The organism is Variovorax sp. 05N34 (assembly GCF_056397405.1).
Genome location: NZ_JBFTNI010000003.1, coordinates 365,523 through 382,213, shown reverse-complemented (window position 1 = coordinate 382,213; position 16,691 = coordinate 365,523). Strand labels below are relative to the sequence as shown.

Below are 16,691 nucleotides of genomic sequence, written 5' to 3'. Positions count from 1 at the left end.
CGTCAATGCTCCACGCCCAGGTAAGCCCGGATCACGTCTTCGTTGTTTCGCACGTCATGCGGCGTTCCGTCGCCGATCTTCTTGCCGTAATCGAGCACCACCACGCGATCGGAGATGTCCATCACCACGCCCATGTCGTGTTCGATCAGCACGATGGTCGTGCCGAATTCGTCATTGACGTCGAGGATGAAGCGGCTCATGTCCTGCTTCTCTTCCACGTTCATGCCGGCCATCGGCTCATCGAGCAGCAGCACCTGCGGCTCCATCGCCAGTGCGCGGCCGAGGTCGACCCGCTTCTGGAGGCCATAAGGCAGGCGACCGACCGGCGTCTTGCGATGCAACTGGATTTCGAGAAAGTCGATGATGCGTTCAACGAACTCCCGGTGCGCAAGCTCTTCACGCTCGGCCGGGCCCCAGCGCAGCGCCTGCGCGAGCAAGCCGCTTTTCATCTTGAGATTGCGGCCCGTCATGATGTTGTCGAGCACGCTCATGCCCTTGAACAGCGCCAGGTTCTGGAAGGTGCGCGCCACACCCATCTCGGCGACCTGGCGCGAGTTCATGTGCTTGAACTGTTTTCCGCGAAAGGTGATGGAACCTTGCTGCGGTTGGTAGACGCCGTTGATGCAGTTGAGCATCGAACTCTTGCCCGCACCGTTGGGGCCGATGATGGCGCGAACCTCGTGCTCGCGCACGTTGAAGCTGATGTCCGTCAGCGCCTTGACGCCGCCAAAGCTCAGGCTGATGTTCTGCACATCGAGAATGATGTCGCCGATTTTCCGGTTCATTGCAGCCCTCGCGCCGCGCTCGTCATGCGGCCGCCTTCAGCGGCGCGAACCGCTTTGCTTCGACGATCTTGAGGGTCGCGCTCACGGTGCCGGTGCGGCCATCCTCGAACTTGACCTGCGTTTCGATGAACTGCTCGGCCTTGGCGCCATAGAGCGCATCGACCAGCACCGCGTACTTCTCCGCGATGAAGCCGCGCCGCACCTTTCGCGTGCGGGTGAGCTCGTCGTCGTCCGGGTCCAGTTCCTTGTGCAGCACCATGAAGCGCGCGATCTGGGTATCGGCCATGCCGTCTTCGGCGGCGAGATCGGCGTTGACCTTGGCGAGGCATTCAGCCACCAGCGCCAGCACTTCGGGCTTGCCGGCAAGGTCCACGTAGCCGCCGTACGGCAGCCCCCGGCGCTCGGCCCAGTTGCCGACGGCTTCGTAGTCGATGTTGATGAAGGCGCAGACTTCATCGCGCTCGTGCCCGAAGCACACGGCTTCCTTGATCTGCGGAAAGAACTTGAGCTTGTTTTCGATGTAGTTGGGCGCGAACATCGCGCCGGCGCAACTGCCGCCGGGGCCGGCCATGCGGCCCACGTCCTTTGCCCGGTCGATGATGCGCAGATGGCCTTCCGCATCCAGAACGCCGGCGTCGCCGGTGTGGAAGTAGCCATCGGCGTCGAGCACTTCGGCCGTCGCGTCGGGGCGCTTGTAGTACTCCTTGAGCACCGATACGCCGCGCACCAGCACTTCGCCATCGGGCGCGATCTTGAGTTCGATGCCCGGTGCTGCGCTGCCCACCGTTTGCAGCTTGACCTTGCCGTCCTGCTGGAGGCACACATAGGCACAGGTTTCGGTCTGCCCATAAAACTGCTTCAGGTTGACGCCGATGGAGCGATAGAAGCGGAAGAGATCGGGCCCGATGGCCGCGCCGGCCGTGTAGGCCACGCGGATGCGGCTCATGCCGAGCACGTTGCGCAGAGGACCGTAGATCACGAGATTGCCGATCGCATACAGCAGCCGATCGCCGAAGCCCACCGGAGCGCCATTGAGGATGTCGGCGCCCACGCGCCGTGCCAGCTCCATGAATTTTGCATACAGCCAGCGCTTGGGTGCGGCCGCATCCTCCATGCGTATGGAGACCGCCGTCAGCAAGCCTTCGAAGGTGCGCGGCGGGCCGAAGTAGTAGCTCGGCCCGATCTCGCGCATGTCGTTCATCACCGTCTCGGCCGATTCGGGGCAGTTGAGCGTGAAGCCTCCGACGAGCCATTGCGCGACGGAAAAAAGATGATCGCCGACCCACGCCATCGGCAGGTAGCTCATGATGTTGTCGCCCGGGCCGAGTTTGTCGGTCTCTACGCCGCCGCGGCCCGCCGCGATGAAGCTCGCATGTGTCTGGCACACGCCCTTCGGCCGTCCGGTGGTGCCGGACGTGTACAGGATCACTGCGACGTCGGATGGATCGCCGGACGCCACGCTCCGGTCGAAGACGCCGGGGTTCGCTGCGCCCCAACGGCGGCCGAGTTCGCGAAGCTGCTCTTGGCTCATCAGACCCGGCTGGTCATAGTGCCGCAGGCCGCGCGGGTCGTCATAGATGATGTGGCGAATCGTCGGCCGTGTGCCTTTGTCTTTCCCTTTCTGGATGTCCCGGCATTCGAGCAGCTTGTCGACCTGCTCCTGGTCTTCAGCGATCACGAATTCGACGGCGGCGTCGTCCAGCATGAAAACCATCTCGGCAGCGACCGCGTCCTGGTAGAGCGGCACGGGCACGCCGCGCAGGCTCTGGGCGGCGACCATCGCCATGTAGAGGTGTGGGCGGTTCGCGCCGACGATCGCGAGGTTGTCGCCGGCCTTGAAGCCCAGGCTCGCCAGCCCGCAGGCCATGTCGCGCACCTCGCGCGCCGTCGCTGCCCAGCTCCAGGTCTGCCAGATGCCGAGGTCTTTTTCGCGCACCGCCGGCGCGTCGGGCTGGCGCTCGGCGTGGCCTTGCAAGAGGCGAGGAAAAGTGAGGGCTTTGGTCTGCACGATGGGGCGGACTGTAGAACCAACTTTGACGCCAACTTGTCGTTACGACGACAATCCTAGGGACACTACTCCCCGGAGTTTCCCGATGCCTATTGGCAACGACAGCGGCACGTCGTCGATCCGAGACCGCGTGCGCCCCGCGCGCGAAGACGAGCTGGACAACATCCCCTGGCTGCATACGCTCACGTCCGTGGAACGGCGCCGCGCCGAAGCGGCGGTGGTCGTCGGCGACGCCGAGGCGGGCGATCTCGTGTGCCGTATCGGACGCTCGCCGACCTATTGGTTCGGCGTCGTCGAGGGCCTGCTCAAGATGAGCAACGACAACGCCGACGGCACTTCCATGACCTACAGCGGACTGCCACCCGGTGGCTGGTTCGGCGAGGGAACGGCGCTCAAGCGGGAGCCCTATCGATACAACATCCAGGCGCTGAGAAAGAGCGTGGTCGCCGGCTTGCCGGTGGACGATTTTCATTGGCTGCTCGACCATTCGATCGGCTTCAATCGCTTCGTCATGAACCAGCTGAACGAGCGCCTCGGGCAATTCATCGCAGCGCGGGAAGCCGATCGCCTGAACAACCCGGACGTGCGCGTGGCGCGCAACCTGGCTGCGCTGTTCAATCCGGTCCTCTTTCCGGGGGTGGGTGAATTGCTGCGCATCACGCAGCAAGAGCTGGCTTACCTGATCGGGCTGTCGCGCCAGCGGGTCAATGAAGCCTTGCGCGCGCTGCAGGCGCAGGGCGCCATCCGTGTCGAATATGGCGGGCTTCGGGTGCTCGATCTGGCGGCGCTGCGAAGCAGCGGAACAACGGGGAAGGGCGCCTAGCGGGCCATTGCCAAAGAAGCCGCCGGCAGCGTCTGGCGCACGAGCTTGTCGTCGGCGTACGGCCGGAGGTAGGCCGCGGTTTCCTCGACGGGGCAATGCAGCCAGTCATCCACCCAGGCATCACGCAGGATGACTGCTCGGCGGCGTTCGGTTTGCCCGGGCGCACCGAAAGTCAAGAAGGCAAAGCTTTCGACGCATTCCCCGGCGGGCGAACGCCAGCCGTTCCACAGGCCTGCCAGCGCGAGCGGCTCGCCGTCTGCGCGGGACACCCGAACCACCGCATCTGCGGCGTCACCGGCCTGGAAGATCGAGTCCGCAAGAATCACGCAGCGGTGGCCGCGTTTCCAGGGCTGGTAGAAATTGCGCTCGGCGGATGCGGTCTCGCTGCGCGCTTCGAAGGTGTCGGCGTCAAGGCCGTCTTTTGAAAACAGTGGGATGAGTCCCCAGCGGCCCGGGGCAATCTCGAACCTCACCTGGGATGGATCGCCTGTGCGGTCGGCGCGCGGGCGCCGCACGAACATGCCCTTCTGGCCGGGGCGGACGATTGCTTCTTCGGGACGAAATGCGATACCGAAGCGCTTGGCGAAGTGGCTTGGCTCGCTCGCTGCTTGGTAGTGGGTGGGCATGACTGTGTGGAAGAAAACGTGGCCAATTCTAGTCAGGGCAGGGATACGATCTTTGGCGCGGCATGCTTGTTCATGCCTTGTTCATAAGACCTTTCTCACAAAACTCATGACTTCATCTCATCTCACCGTCATCACCGGCGCTTCCCGCGGGCTGGGCCGCGCCATGGCCGAGCAACTCCTTCAGCCCGGTCGCCGGCTCCTGTGCATTTCGCGCCACAGCGACGATGCATTCGCCGCGCTGGCCCGCAAGGCAGGCGCCGAACTGGAGCAATGGCAGCAGGATCTCGCAGACCCGGTGGCCGCCGCGGCCCGTCTTTCGGCATGGATCGGGCAGCTCGACGGCAAAGCGTTCGAAAGCGCCACCCTCATCAACAACGCCGGCACCATCGGCCGCCCGCGCCCGTTGTCCGAAGCCGAGCCTGCCGATTTGGCGCAAGCCCTGCGCGTGGGCCTGGAGGCCCCCATGCTCCTCACCGCCGCATTCCTCAGTGCCACCAAGGGCTGGCGTGCAGAGCGCAAGGTGCTGAACATTTCCTCCGGCCTCGGCCGCAATGCGATGGGCAGCCAGGCGCCGTACTGCGCGGCCAAAGCAGGCATGGACCACTTCTCGCGCGCGGTCGCCCTGGAGGAAAAAGGCGGCGGCGCAAAAATCGTGTCCCTGGCGCCCGGCGTCATCGACACCGACATGCAGGTGCAACTGCGCGAAACCGATGCAGCCCTCTTCCCCGACCGCACCCGCTTCGAAAACCTAAAGTCAGAGGGCAAGCTCGACTCCCCCGAATCAGCCGCGGCGAAGGTACTGGCCTACCTTGCCCGCCCCGACTTCGGCGCCAACCCCGTAGCCGACGTCCGCGACCAATAAACAGGCCGGCGAAGCCCGGCCCGTCGGTGAAACACCGCGGAACCGGCTTCGCCGGGCCGCCGGTGTTGCCCCCGGCAGGGGGTGGGCGGCCACACGAAGTGGGCAAGCCTGGGGGCGAGCAACAGGAACACCGCGGGACCGGCTTCGCCGGGCCGCCGGTGTTGCCCCCGGCAGGGGGTGGGCGGCCACACGAAGTGGGCAAGCCTGGGGGCGAGCAACAGGAACACCGCGGAACCGGCTTCGCCGGGCCGCCGGTGTTGCCCCCGGTAGGGGGTGGGCGGCCACACGAAGTGGGTAAGCCTGGGGGTGTTACTCAATACTCGCTCCGGATGCCTGCACGATGCCGCGCCATTTCTGATAGTCGCTCTTGAGCAACGTGCTCAGCTGTTCGGGCGTCATGCTCTGCGGCTCCGCACCCTGGGCAATGATCGCGGCCTTCATGTCGGGCGTCGCGAGCAGCTTGTTCACTTCGGCGTTGACCTTCTCGACGATGTCTTTCGGCGTGCCGGCGGGCATGAAGAGGCCATACCACGTGCTCACGTCGAAGTCCTTGTAGCCCAGTTCCGCCACGGTCGGCACGTCGGGCAACGAACTGCTGCGGCGCAACGAGGTCACCGCCAGAGGACGCAGCTTGCCCGACTTGATCTGGCCCATCGCGGAGGGCAGCGACGACACCATCAAGTCGACGTTGCCGGCCAGCACGTCCATCATCGCGGCGTTGGAGCCCTTGTAAGGCACGTGGCGCATCTTGATCTTGGCGGCCGAGTTGAAGATCTCGCCCGCAAGATGAATGGTCGTGCCGTTCCCGGGCGAGCCGAAGGTGACGGTGTCGGGCGCTGCGCGTGCGGCATTGACGACATCGGCCAGCGTCTTGAACTTGGAGTCGCTGCGGGTGACGATCACCACGGGGGTGTAGGCCACGTGGGCGACGGCGGTGAGGTCCTTGGTGGGGTCGTAGCTAAGATTCTTGTAGAGCCATGGCGCGACGACCATGTTGTCTTTCTGGCCCATCACCATCTCATAGCCGCTGGGCGCGGCACGCACTGCTTCGGCGATGCCGATGGTGCCCCCCGCGCCCGCGCGGTTGTCAGGCACGACGGTCCAGTGGCTGACTTCGGTGAGCTTGTTCGCGACCAGGCGCGAGAGGATGTCGGTGCCGCCACCGGGCGGGAACGGCACGATCATGTGAATCGGCTTGGACGGATAGGACTGGGCCTGCGCAGCGGCGGCAAAGGCCAGCGCCAGGGTCATGGCGCTGACGGCGGTGAGGAGTTTTCGGATCATGGTGGGTGTCTCGTCGTTCGAGGCGCCGGCAGGGAGCGGCGCATGTGCGCCGTCAGTTTGCCGGAACGAGACTGCCCGAGAACACGCGATTCGAGATGGCCGCCGTATCGAATCGCGAGTGCCGCCATGGCGGCGAGCCCTTCAGTGGACGGTTGGCGGACCGAGGTCCTCGAACGGGTCCACGAAGGCCGTGACGATGGGAATGTCGGCGCCCGGTCCGTGTGCGTCGGCCCGGCGTTGCAGTGCTGCGATGCCGGCCATCATGGCCGCGCCATAGGTCGGCATCGGGCCTTCGGCTGCGTCGATGGGTCGGCAGTCGGGGCCGTCCTGCTTCTGGAGAACCCAGTAGAAGTGTCCGGCGATCGGCTCGTCGACGACCAGTGCAATGGCTTCGGAGTTCATGGTGTGCCCTTTCGAAATCACGTAGGAAGGTTTGTACGCACCACGCCGAGCGGCAGATAGCAACGATTTCACGACTGCGCTCTCGCTATTGCAATAGCCGCAGCTTGCGTGAAATCGCGCACGCACGGGCTTGCCCGCCGCCCGCATTTACGCTTTCTTTACGGCCACTGGCTGAGTCTGTTCCCCGTTTTTATGCGCTCCTGCCGAGACTGAAGCCCTTGTCTCGCATGCAGGAGTGTTCAGATGGACATCGTGTGGATTGCCGCTCTGGCGGCACTGTGGATCGTGATGGTCGGCATGGTCGCCGGGCTCTCCAGGCTCGAAGCGCCGAAGGGAGAGCGCTCGTGATTGGCCTCGAAGTCATCTATGGATTCGGCGGCCTCATCGCCGTGGTGCTGTTCGCGTACCTCGTCTTCGCGCTCATCTGCGCCGAGGAGTTCTGATGGACACCGCAGGCTGGGCCTTGCCGGCTCTCTTTCTCGCCGTGCTGGGCGTGCTCGCGTGGCCACTCGGGCGCTATCTGGCCATGCTGTGCGACGGGCGCCTGCCGCGCTGGATGCAGCGCATCGAAGCTCCGCTCTACAAGCTTGCCGGCGCGTCGCCCGCGCAATCGATGCACTGGCGCACCTACGCGGTCGCGCTGCTGGCCTTCAACACGATCGGCGCGGTGGCGGTCTATGGCTTGCAGCGCCTGCAGGCATTGCTGCCCTTCAATCCCGCGGGCATGAGCGCCGTGTCGCCGGATTCGGCGTTCAACACCGCCGTCAGCTTCGTGAGCAACACCAACTGGCAAGGCTACGCCGGTGAATCGACGATGAGCTATCTCACGCAGATGCTCGGACTCACGGTGCAGAACTTCCTCTCTGGCGCGACCGGCATCGTGGTGGCCTTCGCGCTGGCACGCGGCTTTGCGGCGCGCAACACCGACGGCAGAGGTTCGGTCGGCAACTTCTGGGTCGACGTGACGCGCGTCACGGTGTGGCTCCTGCTGCCGATCTCGTTCGTGATGGCCATGTTCTTCGTCGGACAGGGAGTGATCCAGAATTTCGACGCATACAAGACCGTGACCACGGTGGAGGCAACGGCCTATCAGAACCCGAAGCTCGATGCGGCGGGTCAACCGCTCAAGGACGCGAAGGGCAATCCAGTCACCGAAGACGCGAGCACCCCCACGCAGACACTCGCCATGGGCCCCGTCGCCTCCCAGGAGGCCATCAAGCTGCTGGGAACCAATGGCGGCGGATTCTTCAATGCCAATTCGGCGCACCCGTACGAGAACCCGACGGCGCTGGCGAACTTCGTCCAGATGCTGGCGATCTTCCTGATCCCGGCTGCGCTGTGCTTCGCGTTCGGCCGTGTCGTCGGCGATCTGCGCCAGGGTTGGGCCGTGCTCGCGGCAATGACGGTGCTCTTCGTCGCGGCCGTGGTCGTCATCATTCCTGCGGAACAGGCCGGCAATCCGCTGATCGGTGCACTGGGCGTGGACCAGGCCTCCACCGCATTGCAGGCTGGCGGCAATATGGAAGGCAAGGAGGTGCGCTTCGGCATCGCTGCGTCAAGCCTCTTCGCCGCCGTCACCACTGCCGCTTCTTGCGGCGCGGTCAATGCGATGCACGACTCGTTCACGCCGCTGGGCGGCATGGTGCCGATGGTGCTGATGCAGCTTGGCGAGGTCGTCTTCGGCGGTGTAGGCACGGGTCTCTACAGCATGCTGATCTTCGCGATCCTCGCCGTCTTCATCGCGGGGCTGATGATCGGACGCACTCCGGAGTACCTCGGCAAGAAGATCGAGGTCTACGAGATGAAGCTGACCTCCATCGCGATCCTTGTGACGCCGATCCTCGTGCTGGCTGGCACTGCGATCGCGGTCATCGCTGACGCGGGCAAAGCCGGCATTGCGAATCCAGCTGCGCATGGGTTCTCGGAGATCCTCTATGCACTGACCTCGGCCGGCAACAACAACGGCAGCGCCTTCGCGGGCCTTTCGGCCAACGCGCCGTTCTACAACGCGCTGCTGGCCGTCGCCATGTGGTTCGGCCGCTTCGGCGTCATCGTGCCGGTGCTGGCGATCGCTGGCGCGCTGGCCGCCAAGAAGCGCTTGCCGGTGACCTCCGGAACCATGCCCACGCACGGGCCGTTGTTCGTCACGCTGCTGATTGGCACCGTGCTGCTGGTGGGCTTGCTCAATTACGTGCCGGCGTTGGCGCTTGGCCCGGTCGTCGAGCACCTCGTGCTCTGGAAGTGAAGAACATGACAACGAAAACTTCGCTCTCGCTGGTCAACCCCGCTCTGCTGCGCCCTGCGCTTTGGGCATCGGTCACCAAGCTGAGTCCGCGCGTGCAATGGCGCAACCCGGTGATGTTCATCGTCTACATCGGCAGCATCCTCACGACGCTGCTCTGGGTGCATTCGCTGAGCTATCCGGGTGAGGCCGGCATGTCGGCCGGCTTCGCGCTGGCCGTCTCGCTCTGGCTGTGGTTCACCGTCTTGTTCGCCAACTTTGCCGAGGCGCTGGCGGAAGGACGCAGCAAGGCGCAGGCAGCGTCTCTTCGCGGTCTGCGCAAGGACACCTGGGCCAAGAAGATGGTCGAGCCTTTTCACGGTGGCAAGTGGCTGCCGGTGCAGGCGCCCGAATTGCGGCGTGGCGACGTCGTGCTGGTCGAAACGCATGACGTGATCCCGCTCGATGGCGAAGTGATCGAAGGCGTTGCCTCCGTCGACGAAAGCGCGATCACCGGCGAGTCCGCGCCTGTGGTGCGCGAGTCGGGCGGTGACTTCTCCGCGGTGACCGGCGGCACGCGAGTGCTGTCGGACTGGCTCGTCGTGCGCATCGCGGTGAATCCGGGCGAGTCTTTTCTCGACCGGATGATCGGCATGGTCGAAGCGGCCAAGCGCCAGAAGACGCCGAACGAAATCGCCCTCACGATCCTGCTGGTTGCGCTGACCATCGTGTTCCTCGTGGTGACCGCCACGCTGCTGCCCTATTCAGTGTTCAGCGTCGCCGCCGCCGGTGCGGGCACGGTGGTGTCGATGACGGCGCTGGTCGCACTGCTCGTGTGCCTGATCCCCACGACCATCGGCGGCCTGCTGTCCGCAGTGGGCGTGGCCGGTATGAGCCGCATGATGCAGGCCAACGTGATTGCGACTTCGGGCCGCGCAGTCGAGGCCGCGGGCGACGTGGATGTGCTGTTGCTGGACAAGACGGGCACCATCACGCACGGCAATCGGCAGGCCGGCGCCTTTCTCGCCGCGCCGGGCATCTCGCAGGAGAAGCTGTCGCGCGCCGCACTGCTGGCATCTCTGGCCGACGAAACACCGGAGGGCCGCAGCATCGTCGAACTGGCGCGCCGCGGGGGCACCGACGACCGGGCCGTCGAAGGCGTGCACTTCGTGCCCTTCACCGCGCAGACGCGCATGAGCGGCGTCGACCTGCCGCCTTTGCCGAACAGCCTGGACGCCGATCGCATCAACCTGCGCAAGGGCGCGGTCGACGCGGTGCGCAGGTATGTGGAAGGCATCGGCGGAGCCATGCCAGCCGAAGTGCTGCGCGCCGCCGAAGCAGTCGCGCGCCGTGGCAGCACGCCGCTGGCTGTAGCGGAAGGGCATCGCGTTCTAGGCATCGTCGAGCTCAAGGACATCGTGAAGACCGGCATCAAGGACCGCTTCGCTGAATTGCGCCGCATGGGCATCAAGACCGTGATGATCACTGGCGACAACAAGCTCACTGCGGCAGCCATCGCCGCCGAGGCCGGCGTCGACGATTTCCTCGCCGAAGCCACGCCGGAGGACAAGCTCGCGCTGATCCGCCGCTATCAGTCCGAAGGCCGACTCGTCGCGATGACCGGCGACGGCACCAACGACGCTCCCGCGCTCGCGCAGGCCGACGTCGCAGTCGCAATGGGCAGCGGCACGCAGGCCGCGAAGGAGGCGGGCAACATGGTCGACCTCGACTCGAATCCGACCAAGCTGCTCGAAGTGGTCGAAACGGGCAAGGCGCTGCTGATGACGCGGGGCTCGCTCACCACCTTCTCGATCGCGAATGACGTGGCGAAGTACTTCGCCATCATTCCGGCGATCTTCGTTTCGACCTACCCGCAGTTGGCCGCGCTTAACGTGATGCGGCTCGCGAGCCCTTCCTCGGCGATCCTGTCGGCGGTGATCTTCAATGCGCTGGTGATCGTGTTCCTGATCCCGCTGGCGCTGAAGGGCGTGCAATACAGGCCCGTCGGCGCTGCCGCGTTGCTGCGGCGAAACCTGGCGATCTACGGACTCGGCGGACTGATCGTCCCATTCGTCGGCATCAAGCTGATTGACTGGCTGCTGCTTGCAGTGCATCTGATTTAAGCCTGACAAGGCTCCAAGGCGCTTCCCATGAAAAACATTCTTCGTCCCGCCCTCGTGCTCTTCGTGCTGCTGAGTGCGCTCACCGGCATCCTCTATCCGCTCGCAGTCACGGGTGCTGCGCAGGCCGCCTTTCCATCGCAGGCTGCCGGCAGCTTGGTGATGCGCGACGGCGTGCCGGTCGGCTCCGCCTTGGTCGGGCAGAACTTCAGCGATCCGAAGCATTTTTGGGGTCGCCCGTCTGCGACTTTGCCGATGCCGTACAACGCCGGCGCCTCCGGCGGCTCCAATCTCGGACCGCTCAATCCTGCGCTGGCCGATGCAGTCAAGGGTCGTATCGAAGCACTGCGCGCAGCCGATCCGGGCAACAGGGTGGCCGTGCCGGTCGATCTGGTCACGGCATCCGCGAGCGGGCTCGATCCGGACATCAGCCCGGCCGCTGCGCGCTATCAGGCGGCTCGCATCGCACGGCTTCGCAACCTGCCGGTCGACCAGATCGATCAACTGATCGATGCCCATACCGAATCGCGGCTCTGGGGCCTGTTCGGCGAGGCGCGTGTCAACGTGCTGGCGATCAATCTCGCGCTGGATGCGCAGCCCTCGCCGTGATGCCGAAGGAACGCTAGTGCGATCGGCAGCGTCACTGTTGAGCTAACCTGCGACGCATCGCCTCATGAACGACGATCTTCGCCCTGACCCGGACACGCTGCTCGCGCAGTTGCGCGCCGAGGACGAGCGCTCGCGGCGAGGCAAGCTGCGCATCTATTTCGGCGCCAGCGCGGGCGTCGGCAAGACGTGGGCGATGCTGAGCGCCGCGCAGCGCGAACGCACCGCCGGCCGCGACGTACTGATCGGTGTCGTGGAAACGCACGGGCGCAGCGAGACCGCAGCGCTGCTCGCGGGGCTCGGCACGCTGCCCTTGCGCGAAGTCGCCTACCGTGGTCACAAGCTGGCAGAGTTCGATCTCGACGCCGCGCTCGCGCGCAGGCCGGCCATCCTGCTCGTCGACGAACTGGCCCACACCAATGCGCCGGGTTCGCGTCACGCCAAGCGCTGGCAGGACGTGCAGGAACTGCTCGCCGCTGGCATCGAAGTGTGGTCCGCGCTGAATGTCCAGCATCTGGAAAGCCTCAACGGCACAGTCGGGGCCATCACTGGCGTGCGCGTGCACGAGACCGTGCCGGACACGGTGCTCGATGAAGCCGACGAGGTGGTGCTGGTCGATGTCACGCCCGACGAGCTCACCGCGCGTCTGGCGGCGGGCAAGGTCTATCTGCCGCAGCAGGCCGAACGCGCGGCGCAGAACTTCTTTCGCAAGGGAAACCTCATCGCGCTGCGCGAGATCGCACTGCGCCGAACTGCGGAGCATGTCGAAGACGACGTGCGCGGATGGCGTGTCGAACAGTCCGGTCCGCAGGGCGATGCGGGGCCGCCGGCATGGAACACTTCGGGTGCGATCCTCGCTTGCGTCGGTCCGCATGAAGGCGCGGGACAGACGGTGCGCGCAGCGGCGCGCCTTGCAGGCCAGCTCAACGTGCGTTGGCATGCAGCCTACGTCGAGACGCCGCGCCTGCAACGGCTGGATGCGAAAGAGCGTGACAGCATCCTCGCCGTGCTCAAACTGGCCGAAGAACTGGGCGCGGAAACGGCGGTGCTGACCGGCGTCGGCATCGCCGAAGAACTGGCCGCCCAGGCTCAGCGGCTCAATTGCGCGACGCTGGTTGTGGGGCGGCCGGAACGCGCGGCGGGCTGGGCACGCTGGCGATGGTGGGCGCCCGGACTGACGCATGAACTGGCGCGCCTCGCAGCGGGCGTCGACATCGTCGAAGTCGCGCGCGCCGAGAGCTCGCGCAGGCTCGCACAGGTCCGATCGGACCCTCGGCGTGCTGAATTGGGTGCCGAAGATGCCGATCGCTCGCGTGCCCGATGGCGTGGCTATGCATGGGCCGCAGCCAGCAGCATTGCGATCACCTTGGTCGCGATGCCGCTGGTGGGCGTGCTCGAGCTGGTCAACATCGTGATGCTGTACCTGCTGGGGGTGGTTGGGGTGGCGATGCGATTCGGTCGCGGACCGGCCGCGCTGGCTGCGACGCTCAATGTCGCGGCCTTCGACTTCTTCTTCGTTTCGCCTCGGTTTTCGTTCGCTGTCAGTGATGTGCAATACGTCGTGACCTTCGGAGTGATGCTGGCTGTGGGCCTGCTCGTCGGCCAACTGACGGCGGGCCTGCGTTTCGCGGCCGGTGTGTCGGCGAGCCGCGAACGGCGGGCGCAGTCGTTGTTCGAACTGGCCCGCGATCTGTCTGCCGCGCTGGAAAGCGCCCAGGTCGCGGCGCTCGGCAGGGCCGCGGTCGAGCAGCATTTCGGCGGCCACGCATTGGTGCTGGTGACCGACGCGAGCGATCGCCTCGCCGTGCCGGATCAGCGCCCGCTCGGCTTCGATGCGAGCGTTGCCGAGTGGACGCTTCGCCAAGGCCAGCCGGCTGGGCTCGCGACGAGCACGCTGGCGGCGCAATCCTGGCACTACGTTCCCTTGAAAGCGCCCATGCGTGTGCGCGGCGTGCTCGCGCTCGAACCCGCACAGCCGCGTTGGCTGCTGATCCCTGAGCAAGCGCGGCAGCTCGATACGCTGGCGCGGCAGATCGCGATCGCGCTGGAGCGCGTGCACTACGTTGAAGTGGCGCAACGCGCCGTCGTCGAGATGGAATCCGAGCGGCTGCGCAATGCCCTGCTCGGCGCAATATCGCACGATGTCCGCACGCCGCTGACAGCGCTCATCGCGTTGGCGGAGTCGCTCCAGGCGCTGCCGGATGCGGGCGGTGGACACCGGGCCGCTGCACGCGCGATCGTCGCGCAGGCCCATCAACTGCATGCGCTCGTCAGCAATCTGCTCGACATGGCGCGTCTGGAAAGCGGTATCTCGGGCGGTGCCGTCAACTTGCGGCGCGACTGGCAGTCGGTGGAGGAGGTGGTGGGGTCGGCCATCCGGGCGGCGCGGTCCGCGCTTGGCCACATGGCCATACAGACCGCGCTGCCTGCGGACCTGCCCCTGGTGGAGTTCGATGCGGTGCTGATCGAACGTGTGCTGGTCAACCTGCTGGAGAACGCCGGCAAGTACGGCGCGGCGCCGGTCGTCGTGGGCGCGCGCGTGACCGACCGTGCGCTGGTTCTGAGCGTGCGCGATCACGGCCCGGGCCTGCCGCCGGCGCTCCAGGGGCGTGAGCGGACACTGTTCGACAAGTTCACGCGCGGCCAGGCCGAATCCGTGACGCCGGGCGTGGGGCTGGGCTTGGCGATCTGCAAGGCGGTGGTGAGTGCGCATGGCGGCGACATCACTGCGGCCAACGCGGTCGGTGGCGGGGCAGAATTCGTCGTTACGCTGCCGCGTCGCGCACCGCCGGTGCCGTCGGAGGCACCGGAATCAACCCTTCTTCCCATCTGACGCCACCATGCCCAGCCCCACTGCCGTCGTGATCGAGGACGAGCCCCAGATCCGCCGCTTCGTCCGAGGTGCATTGGAAGCCGAAGGCTGGCAGGTGCACGAGGCCGGCACGCTTCGCGATGGTCTCGCAGCCGCCGGCACACGCCAGCCCGATCTGCTGGTGCTCGATCTCGGGCTGCCGGACGGCGACGGTGTTTCGCTCATTCGCCACGTCCGGGGATGGTCGGGCGTGCCGATCATCGTGCTCTCGGCGCGCACGGACGAGGCCGACAAGATTGCGGCGCTCGACGCTGGCGCGGACGACTACCTGACCAAGCCTTTCGGCACGGGCGAACTGCTGGCCCGCGTTCGCGCGAACCTTCGCCGGCCGCGTGCGGCGACCGGCGGCGAGGAGCCCGAGCCGGTGTTTCGCTTCGGCGACGTGGAAGTCGACCGCACCGCCCGGTTGGTGCGGCGTGCGGATGCCGAGGTGCATCTGACGCCGACCGAGTACCGCCTGCTGTCGGTCCTCATCGCCAATGCCGGCCGCGTGCTGACTCAACGCCAATTGCTGCACGAGGTGTGGGGCCCGTCGCATGGCGAGCAGAGCCACTACTTGCGCATCTACATGGGCCATCTGCGGCAGAAGCTGGAAGCCGATCCGGCCCAGCCTAGGCATCTGCTCACCGAGACGGCAGTGGGCTATCGGCTGGTGCCTTGAGCCTGTACCCCCGCGAATCACCGAGAATCTTCGGCTACCCGACCGCAGCCGACCCATGTCCGATATCCCCGAAGCTTCCCGTCTCAACAAACGCATGGCCGAGTTGGGCCTGTGCTCGCGCCGCGAGGCCGATGACTGGATCTCGCAGGGCTGGGTCAAGGTGAACGGACAGGTCGCCGAGATGGGCGTCAAGGTGACGCCGGCCGATCGCATCGAAGTCGACAAGAAGGCGCAGCACCAACAGCAGCAGCAAGTCACGATCCTGCTTCACAAGCCGATGGGTTACGTGAGCGGACAGGCCGAAGACGGGCATGAGCCCGCGATCGTGCTGATCAATCCCCGCACGCACTGGCGCGAAGACCCAAGCCGCCATCGCTTCTCGCCGCCTCAATTGCGCGGCCTCGCCCCGGCCGGCCGGCTCGATATTGACTCGGTGGGATTGCTGGTGCTCACGCAGGACGGCCGCGTGGCCCGTCAACTGATCGGCGAAGACTCCGGCATCGAAAAGGAATACCTCGTGCGCGTGTCGTACGGGCCCGTCGCGCAGAACTCGCAAGCGGCATTTCCCCGCGAGCAACTCGCCAAGCTGCGCCATGGCCTGAGCCTGGACGGGCAGCCGCTCAAGCCGGCTCGCGTCGATTGGCAGAACCCCGAGCAATTGCGCTTTGTGCTCACGGAAGGCAAGAAGCGCCAGATCCGCCGCATGTGCGAACTCGTCGGCCTCAAGGTCGTGGGCCTGAAGCGCATCCGCATCGGCAATGTGGTGCTTGGCAACCTGCCCGTCGGGCAGTGGCGCTACCTGGGTCCGAACGAGCGCTTCTGACGGGCCGGCGACTCGAGAGCCGCCGCGCGACTACGAGCAGGCCTTGTTGTGCGAGGGGTGCATTCCCTTTGCCTTGGCCTCGGCTTCCGTCATGTATTCGCCCTTCTTCGTCTTCCCGTAGTAGCGATCGCCGACGCAGTGGTAGACCTGCGTCTCGTCGTTGGCCCAGACCTTCCCCGCGCCGCCTCCGGCTGCGGCCGTCATTTTCGAGGGATCGGGCGGCATCGTCGTCTTGGCCTTTGCGGTGGTGGCAGCAGGTGCTGCAGCGGTGTTTGCTGCCGGCGCTGCTGCGGTCGCAGCCGGTGTCGATGCCGCTGCGGCGCCCTTGCCGTCCGCCTTGCCGTACCAGGTCTTGATTCCCTTGTGGCCACGGCAGGCGCCGGACTTGCTGTCGGGCGAGGCATAGCTGCCGTCTTTGCACTGGACCGTGGTGCCGGCCGGCGCGTCTGCCGGAAGTTGCTGCGCCTGAGCGGCCCAAGCGCTCAGCATGCCGGCTACCACCAGCGCCGCCCTGAGAGAAAACTTCATCCGGAATGCTCCTGAAACGATGTGTGACGAGACAGGGTCATGTTGCGGGGGAGTTCCCAGCAGAAGCTGA

Annotated in this window: 15 protein-coding genes; 9 read left to right on the top strand and 6 right to left on the bottom strand. The window is 65.9% G+C overall.

Annotated features, from left to right (window positions below):
- Positions 1 to 2: 2 nt before the first annotated feature.
- Both AC1DMA_RS10810 and AC1DMA_RS10805 read right to left on the bottom strand, forming a co-directional pair.
- Positions 3 to 785, bottom strand: a complete 783-nt coding sequence (locus AC1DMA_RS10810) for an ABC transporter ATP-binding protein (RefSeq protein WP_478125064.1) — start codon at positions 783 to 785, stop codon at positions 3 to 5.
- A 22-nt stretch (positions 786 to 807) separates the two neighbouring features.
- The gene (locus AC1DMA_RS10805; RefSeq protein ID WP_478125063.1) at positions 808 to 2,793 is read right to left on the bottom strand and encodes an AMP-dependent synthetase/ligase; all 1,986 of its coding nucleotides are present in this window, start codon (positions 2,791 to 2,793) and stop codon (positions 808 to 810) included.
- A gap of 85 nt (positions 2,794 to 2,878) precedes the next feature.
- Here AC1DMA_RS10805 and AC1DMA_RS10800 point away from each other — a divergent pair, with 85 nt between their 5' ends.
- Positions 2,879 to 3,616 (top strand): Crp/Fnr family transcriptional regulator, encoded by a 738-nt coding sequence (locus tag AC1DMA_RS10800; protein WP_478144173.1) that lies wholly within the window; start codon positions 2,879 to 2,881, stop codon positions 3,614 to 3,616.
- On the opposite strand, the gene AC1DMA_RS10795 is transcribed toward AC1DMA_RS10800, so the two are convergent.
- Positions 3,613 to 4,242, bottom strand: coding sequence for an SOS response-associated peptidase (locus tag AC1DMA_RS10795; protein WP_478144172.1), 630 nt, complete (start codon positions 4,240 to 4,242; stop codon positions 3,613 to 3,615). The genes AC1DMA_RS10800 and AC1DMA_RS10795 overlap by 4 nt on opposite strands.
- A gap of 106 nt (positions 4,243 to 4,348) precedes the next feature.
- Here AC1DMA_RS10795 and AC1DMA_RS10790 point away from each other — a divergent pair, with 106 nt between their 5' ends.
- Positions 4,349 to 5,104, top strand: a complete 756-nt coding sequence (locus AC1DMA_RS10790; protein ID WP_478144171.1) for an SDR family NAD(P)-dependent oxidoreductase — start codon at positions 4,349 to 4,351, stop codon at positions 5,102 to 5,104.
- Between the two features lie 309 nt (positions 5,105 to 5,413).
- Here the strand turns inward: AC1DMA_RS10790 and AC1DMA_RS10785 are convergent, their stop codons facing one another.
- Together AC1DMA_RS10785 and AC1DMA_RS10780 are read right to left on the bottom strand one after the other, a co-directional pair.
- Positions 5,414 to 6,388, bottom strand: coding sequence for a Bug family tripartite tricarboxylate transporter substrate binding protein (locus tag AC1DMA_RS10785; protein ID WP_478125059.1), 975 nt, complete (start codon positions 6,386 to 6,388; stop codon positions 5,414 to 5,416).
- A gap of 141 nt (positions 6,389 to 6,529) precedes the next feature.
- Entirely contained in the window at positions 6,530 to 6,790 is a 261-nt protein-coding gene (locus AC1DMA_RS10780; RefSeq protein WP_478125058.1) for a hypothetical protein, read from the bottom strand.
- 344 nt (positions 6,791 to 7,134) lie between these two features.
- Here AC1DMA_RS10780 and kdpF point away from each other — a divergent pair, with 344 nt between their 5' ends.
- From kdpF to AC1DMA_RS10745, 7 genes are all read left to right on the top strand, one after another.
- Positions 7,135 to 7,233 carry a K(+)-transporting ATPase subunit F gene (gene kdpF / locus AC1DMA_RS10775; RefSeq protein ID WP_478125057.1) on the top strand — a complete coding sequence of 33 codons (99 nt, stop codon included), beginning with the start codon at positions 7,135 to 7,137 and terminating at the stop codon, positions 7,231 to 7,233.
- The gene (gene kdpA / locus AC1DMA_RS10770; RefSeq protein ID WP_478144170.1) at positions 7,233 to 9,035 is read left to right on the top strand and encodes a potassium-transporting ATPase subunit KdpA; all 1,803 of its coding nucleotides are present in this window, start codon (positions 7,233 to 7,235) and stop codon (positions 9,033 to 9,035) included. Before kdpF ends, kdpA begins: the two co-directional genes overlap by 1 nt.
- Positions 9,036 to 9,040: 5 nt before the next feature.
- Complete coding sequence (gene kdpB, locus AC1DMA_RS10765; RefSeq protein ID WP_478144169.1) at positions 9,041 to 11,134, top strand: potassium-transporting ATPase subunit KdpB; 2,094 nt, start codon at positions 9,041 to 9,043, stop codon at positions 11,132 to 11,134.
- Between the two features lie 27 nt (positions 11,135 to 11,161).
- The gene (kdpC, locus tag AC1DMA_RS10760; protein WP_478144168.1) at positions 11,162 to 11,740 is read left to right on the top strand and encodes a potassium-transporting ATPase subunit KdpC; all 579 of its coding nucleotides are present in this window, start codon (positions 11,162 to 11,164) and stop codon (positions 11,738 to 11,740) included.
- A 64-nt stretch (positions 11,741 to 11,804) separates the two neighbouring features.
- On the top strand, positions 11,805 to 14,570 hold the full coding sequence (locus AC1DMA_RS10755; protein ID WP_478144167.1) for a DUF4118 domain-containing protein: 2,766 nt from the start codon (positions 11,805 to 11,807) through the stop codon (positions 14,568 to 14,570).
- Positions 14,571 to 14,577: 7 nt separating this feature from the next.
- On the top strand, positions 14,578 to 15,270 hold the full coding sequence (gene kdpE, locus AC1DMA_RS10750) for a two-component system response regulator KdpE (protein WP_478144166.1): 693 nt from the start codon (positions 14,578 to 14,580) through the stop codon (positions 15,268 to 15,270).
- Positions 15,271 to 15,325: 55 nt separating this feature from the next.
- Positions 15,326 to 16,093, top strand: a complete 768-nt coding sequence (locus tag AC1DMA_RS10745) for a pseudouridine synthase (RefSeq protein ID WP_478144165.1) — start codon at positions 15,326 to 15,328, stop codon at positions 16,091 to 16,093.
- Positions 16,094 to 16,123: 30 nt separating this feature from the next.
- On the opposite strand, the gene AC1DMA_RS10740 is transcribed toward AC1DMA_RS10745, so the two are convergent.
- The gene (locus tag AC1DMA_RS10740) at positions 16,124 to 16,621 is read right to left on the bottom strand and encodes a DUF3761 domain-containing protein (RefSeq protein WP_478144164.1); all 498 of its coding nucleotides are present in this window, start codon (positions 16,619 to 16,621) and stop codon (positions 16,124 to 16,126) included.
- Positions 16,622 to 16,691 lie beyond the last annotated feature (70 nt).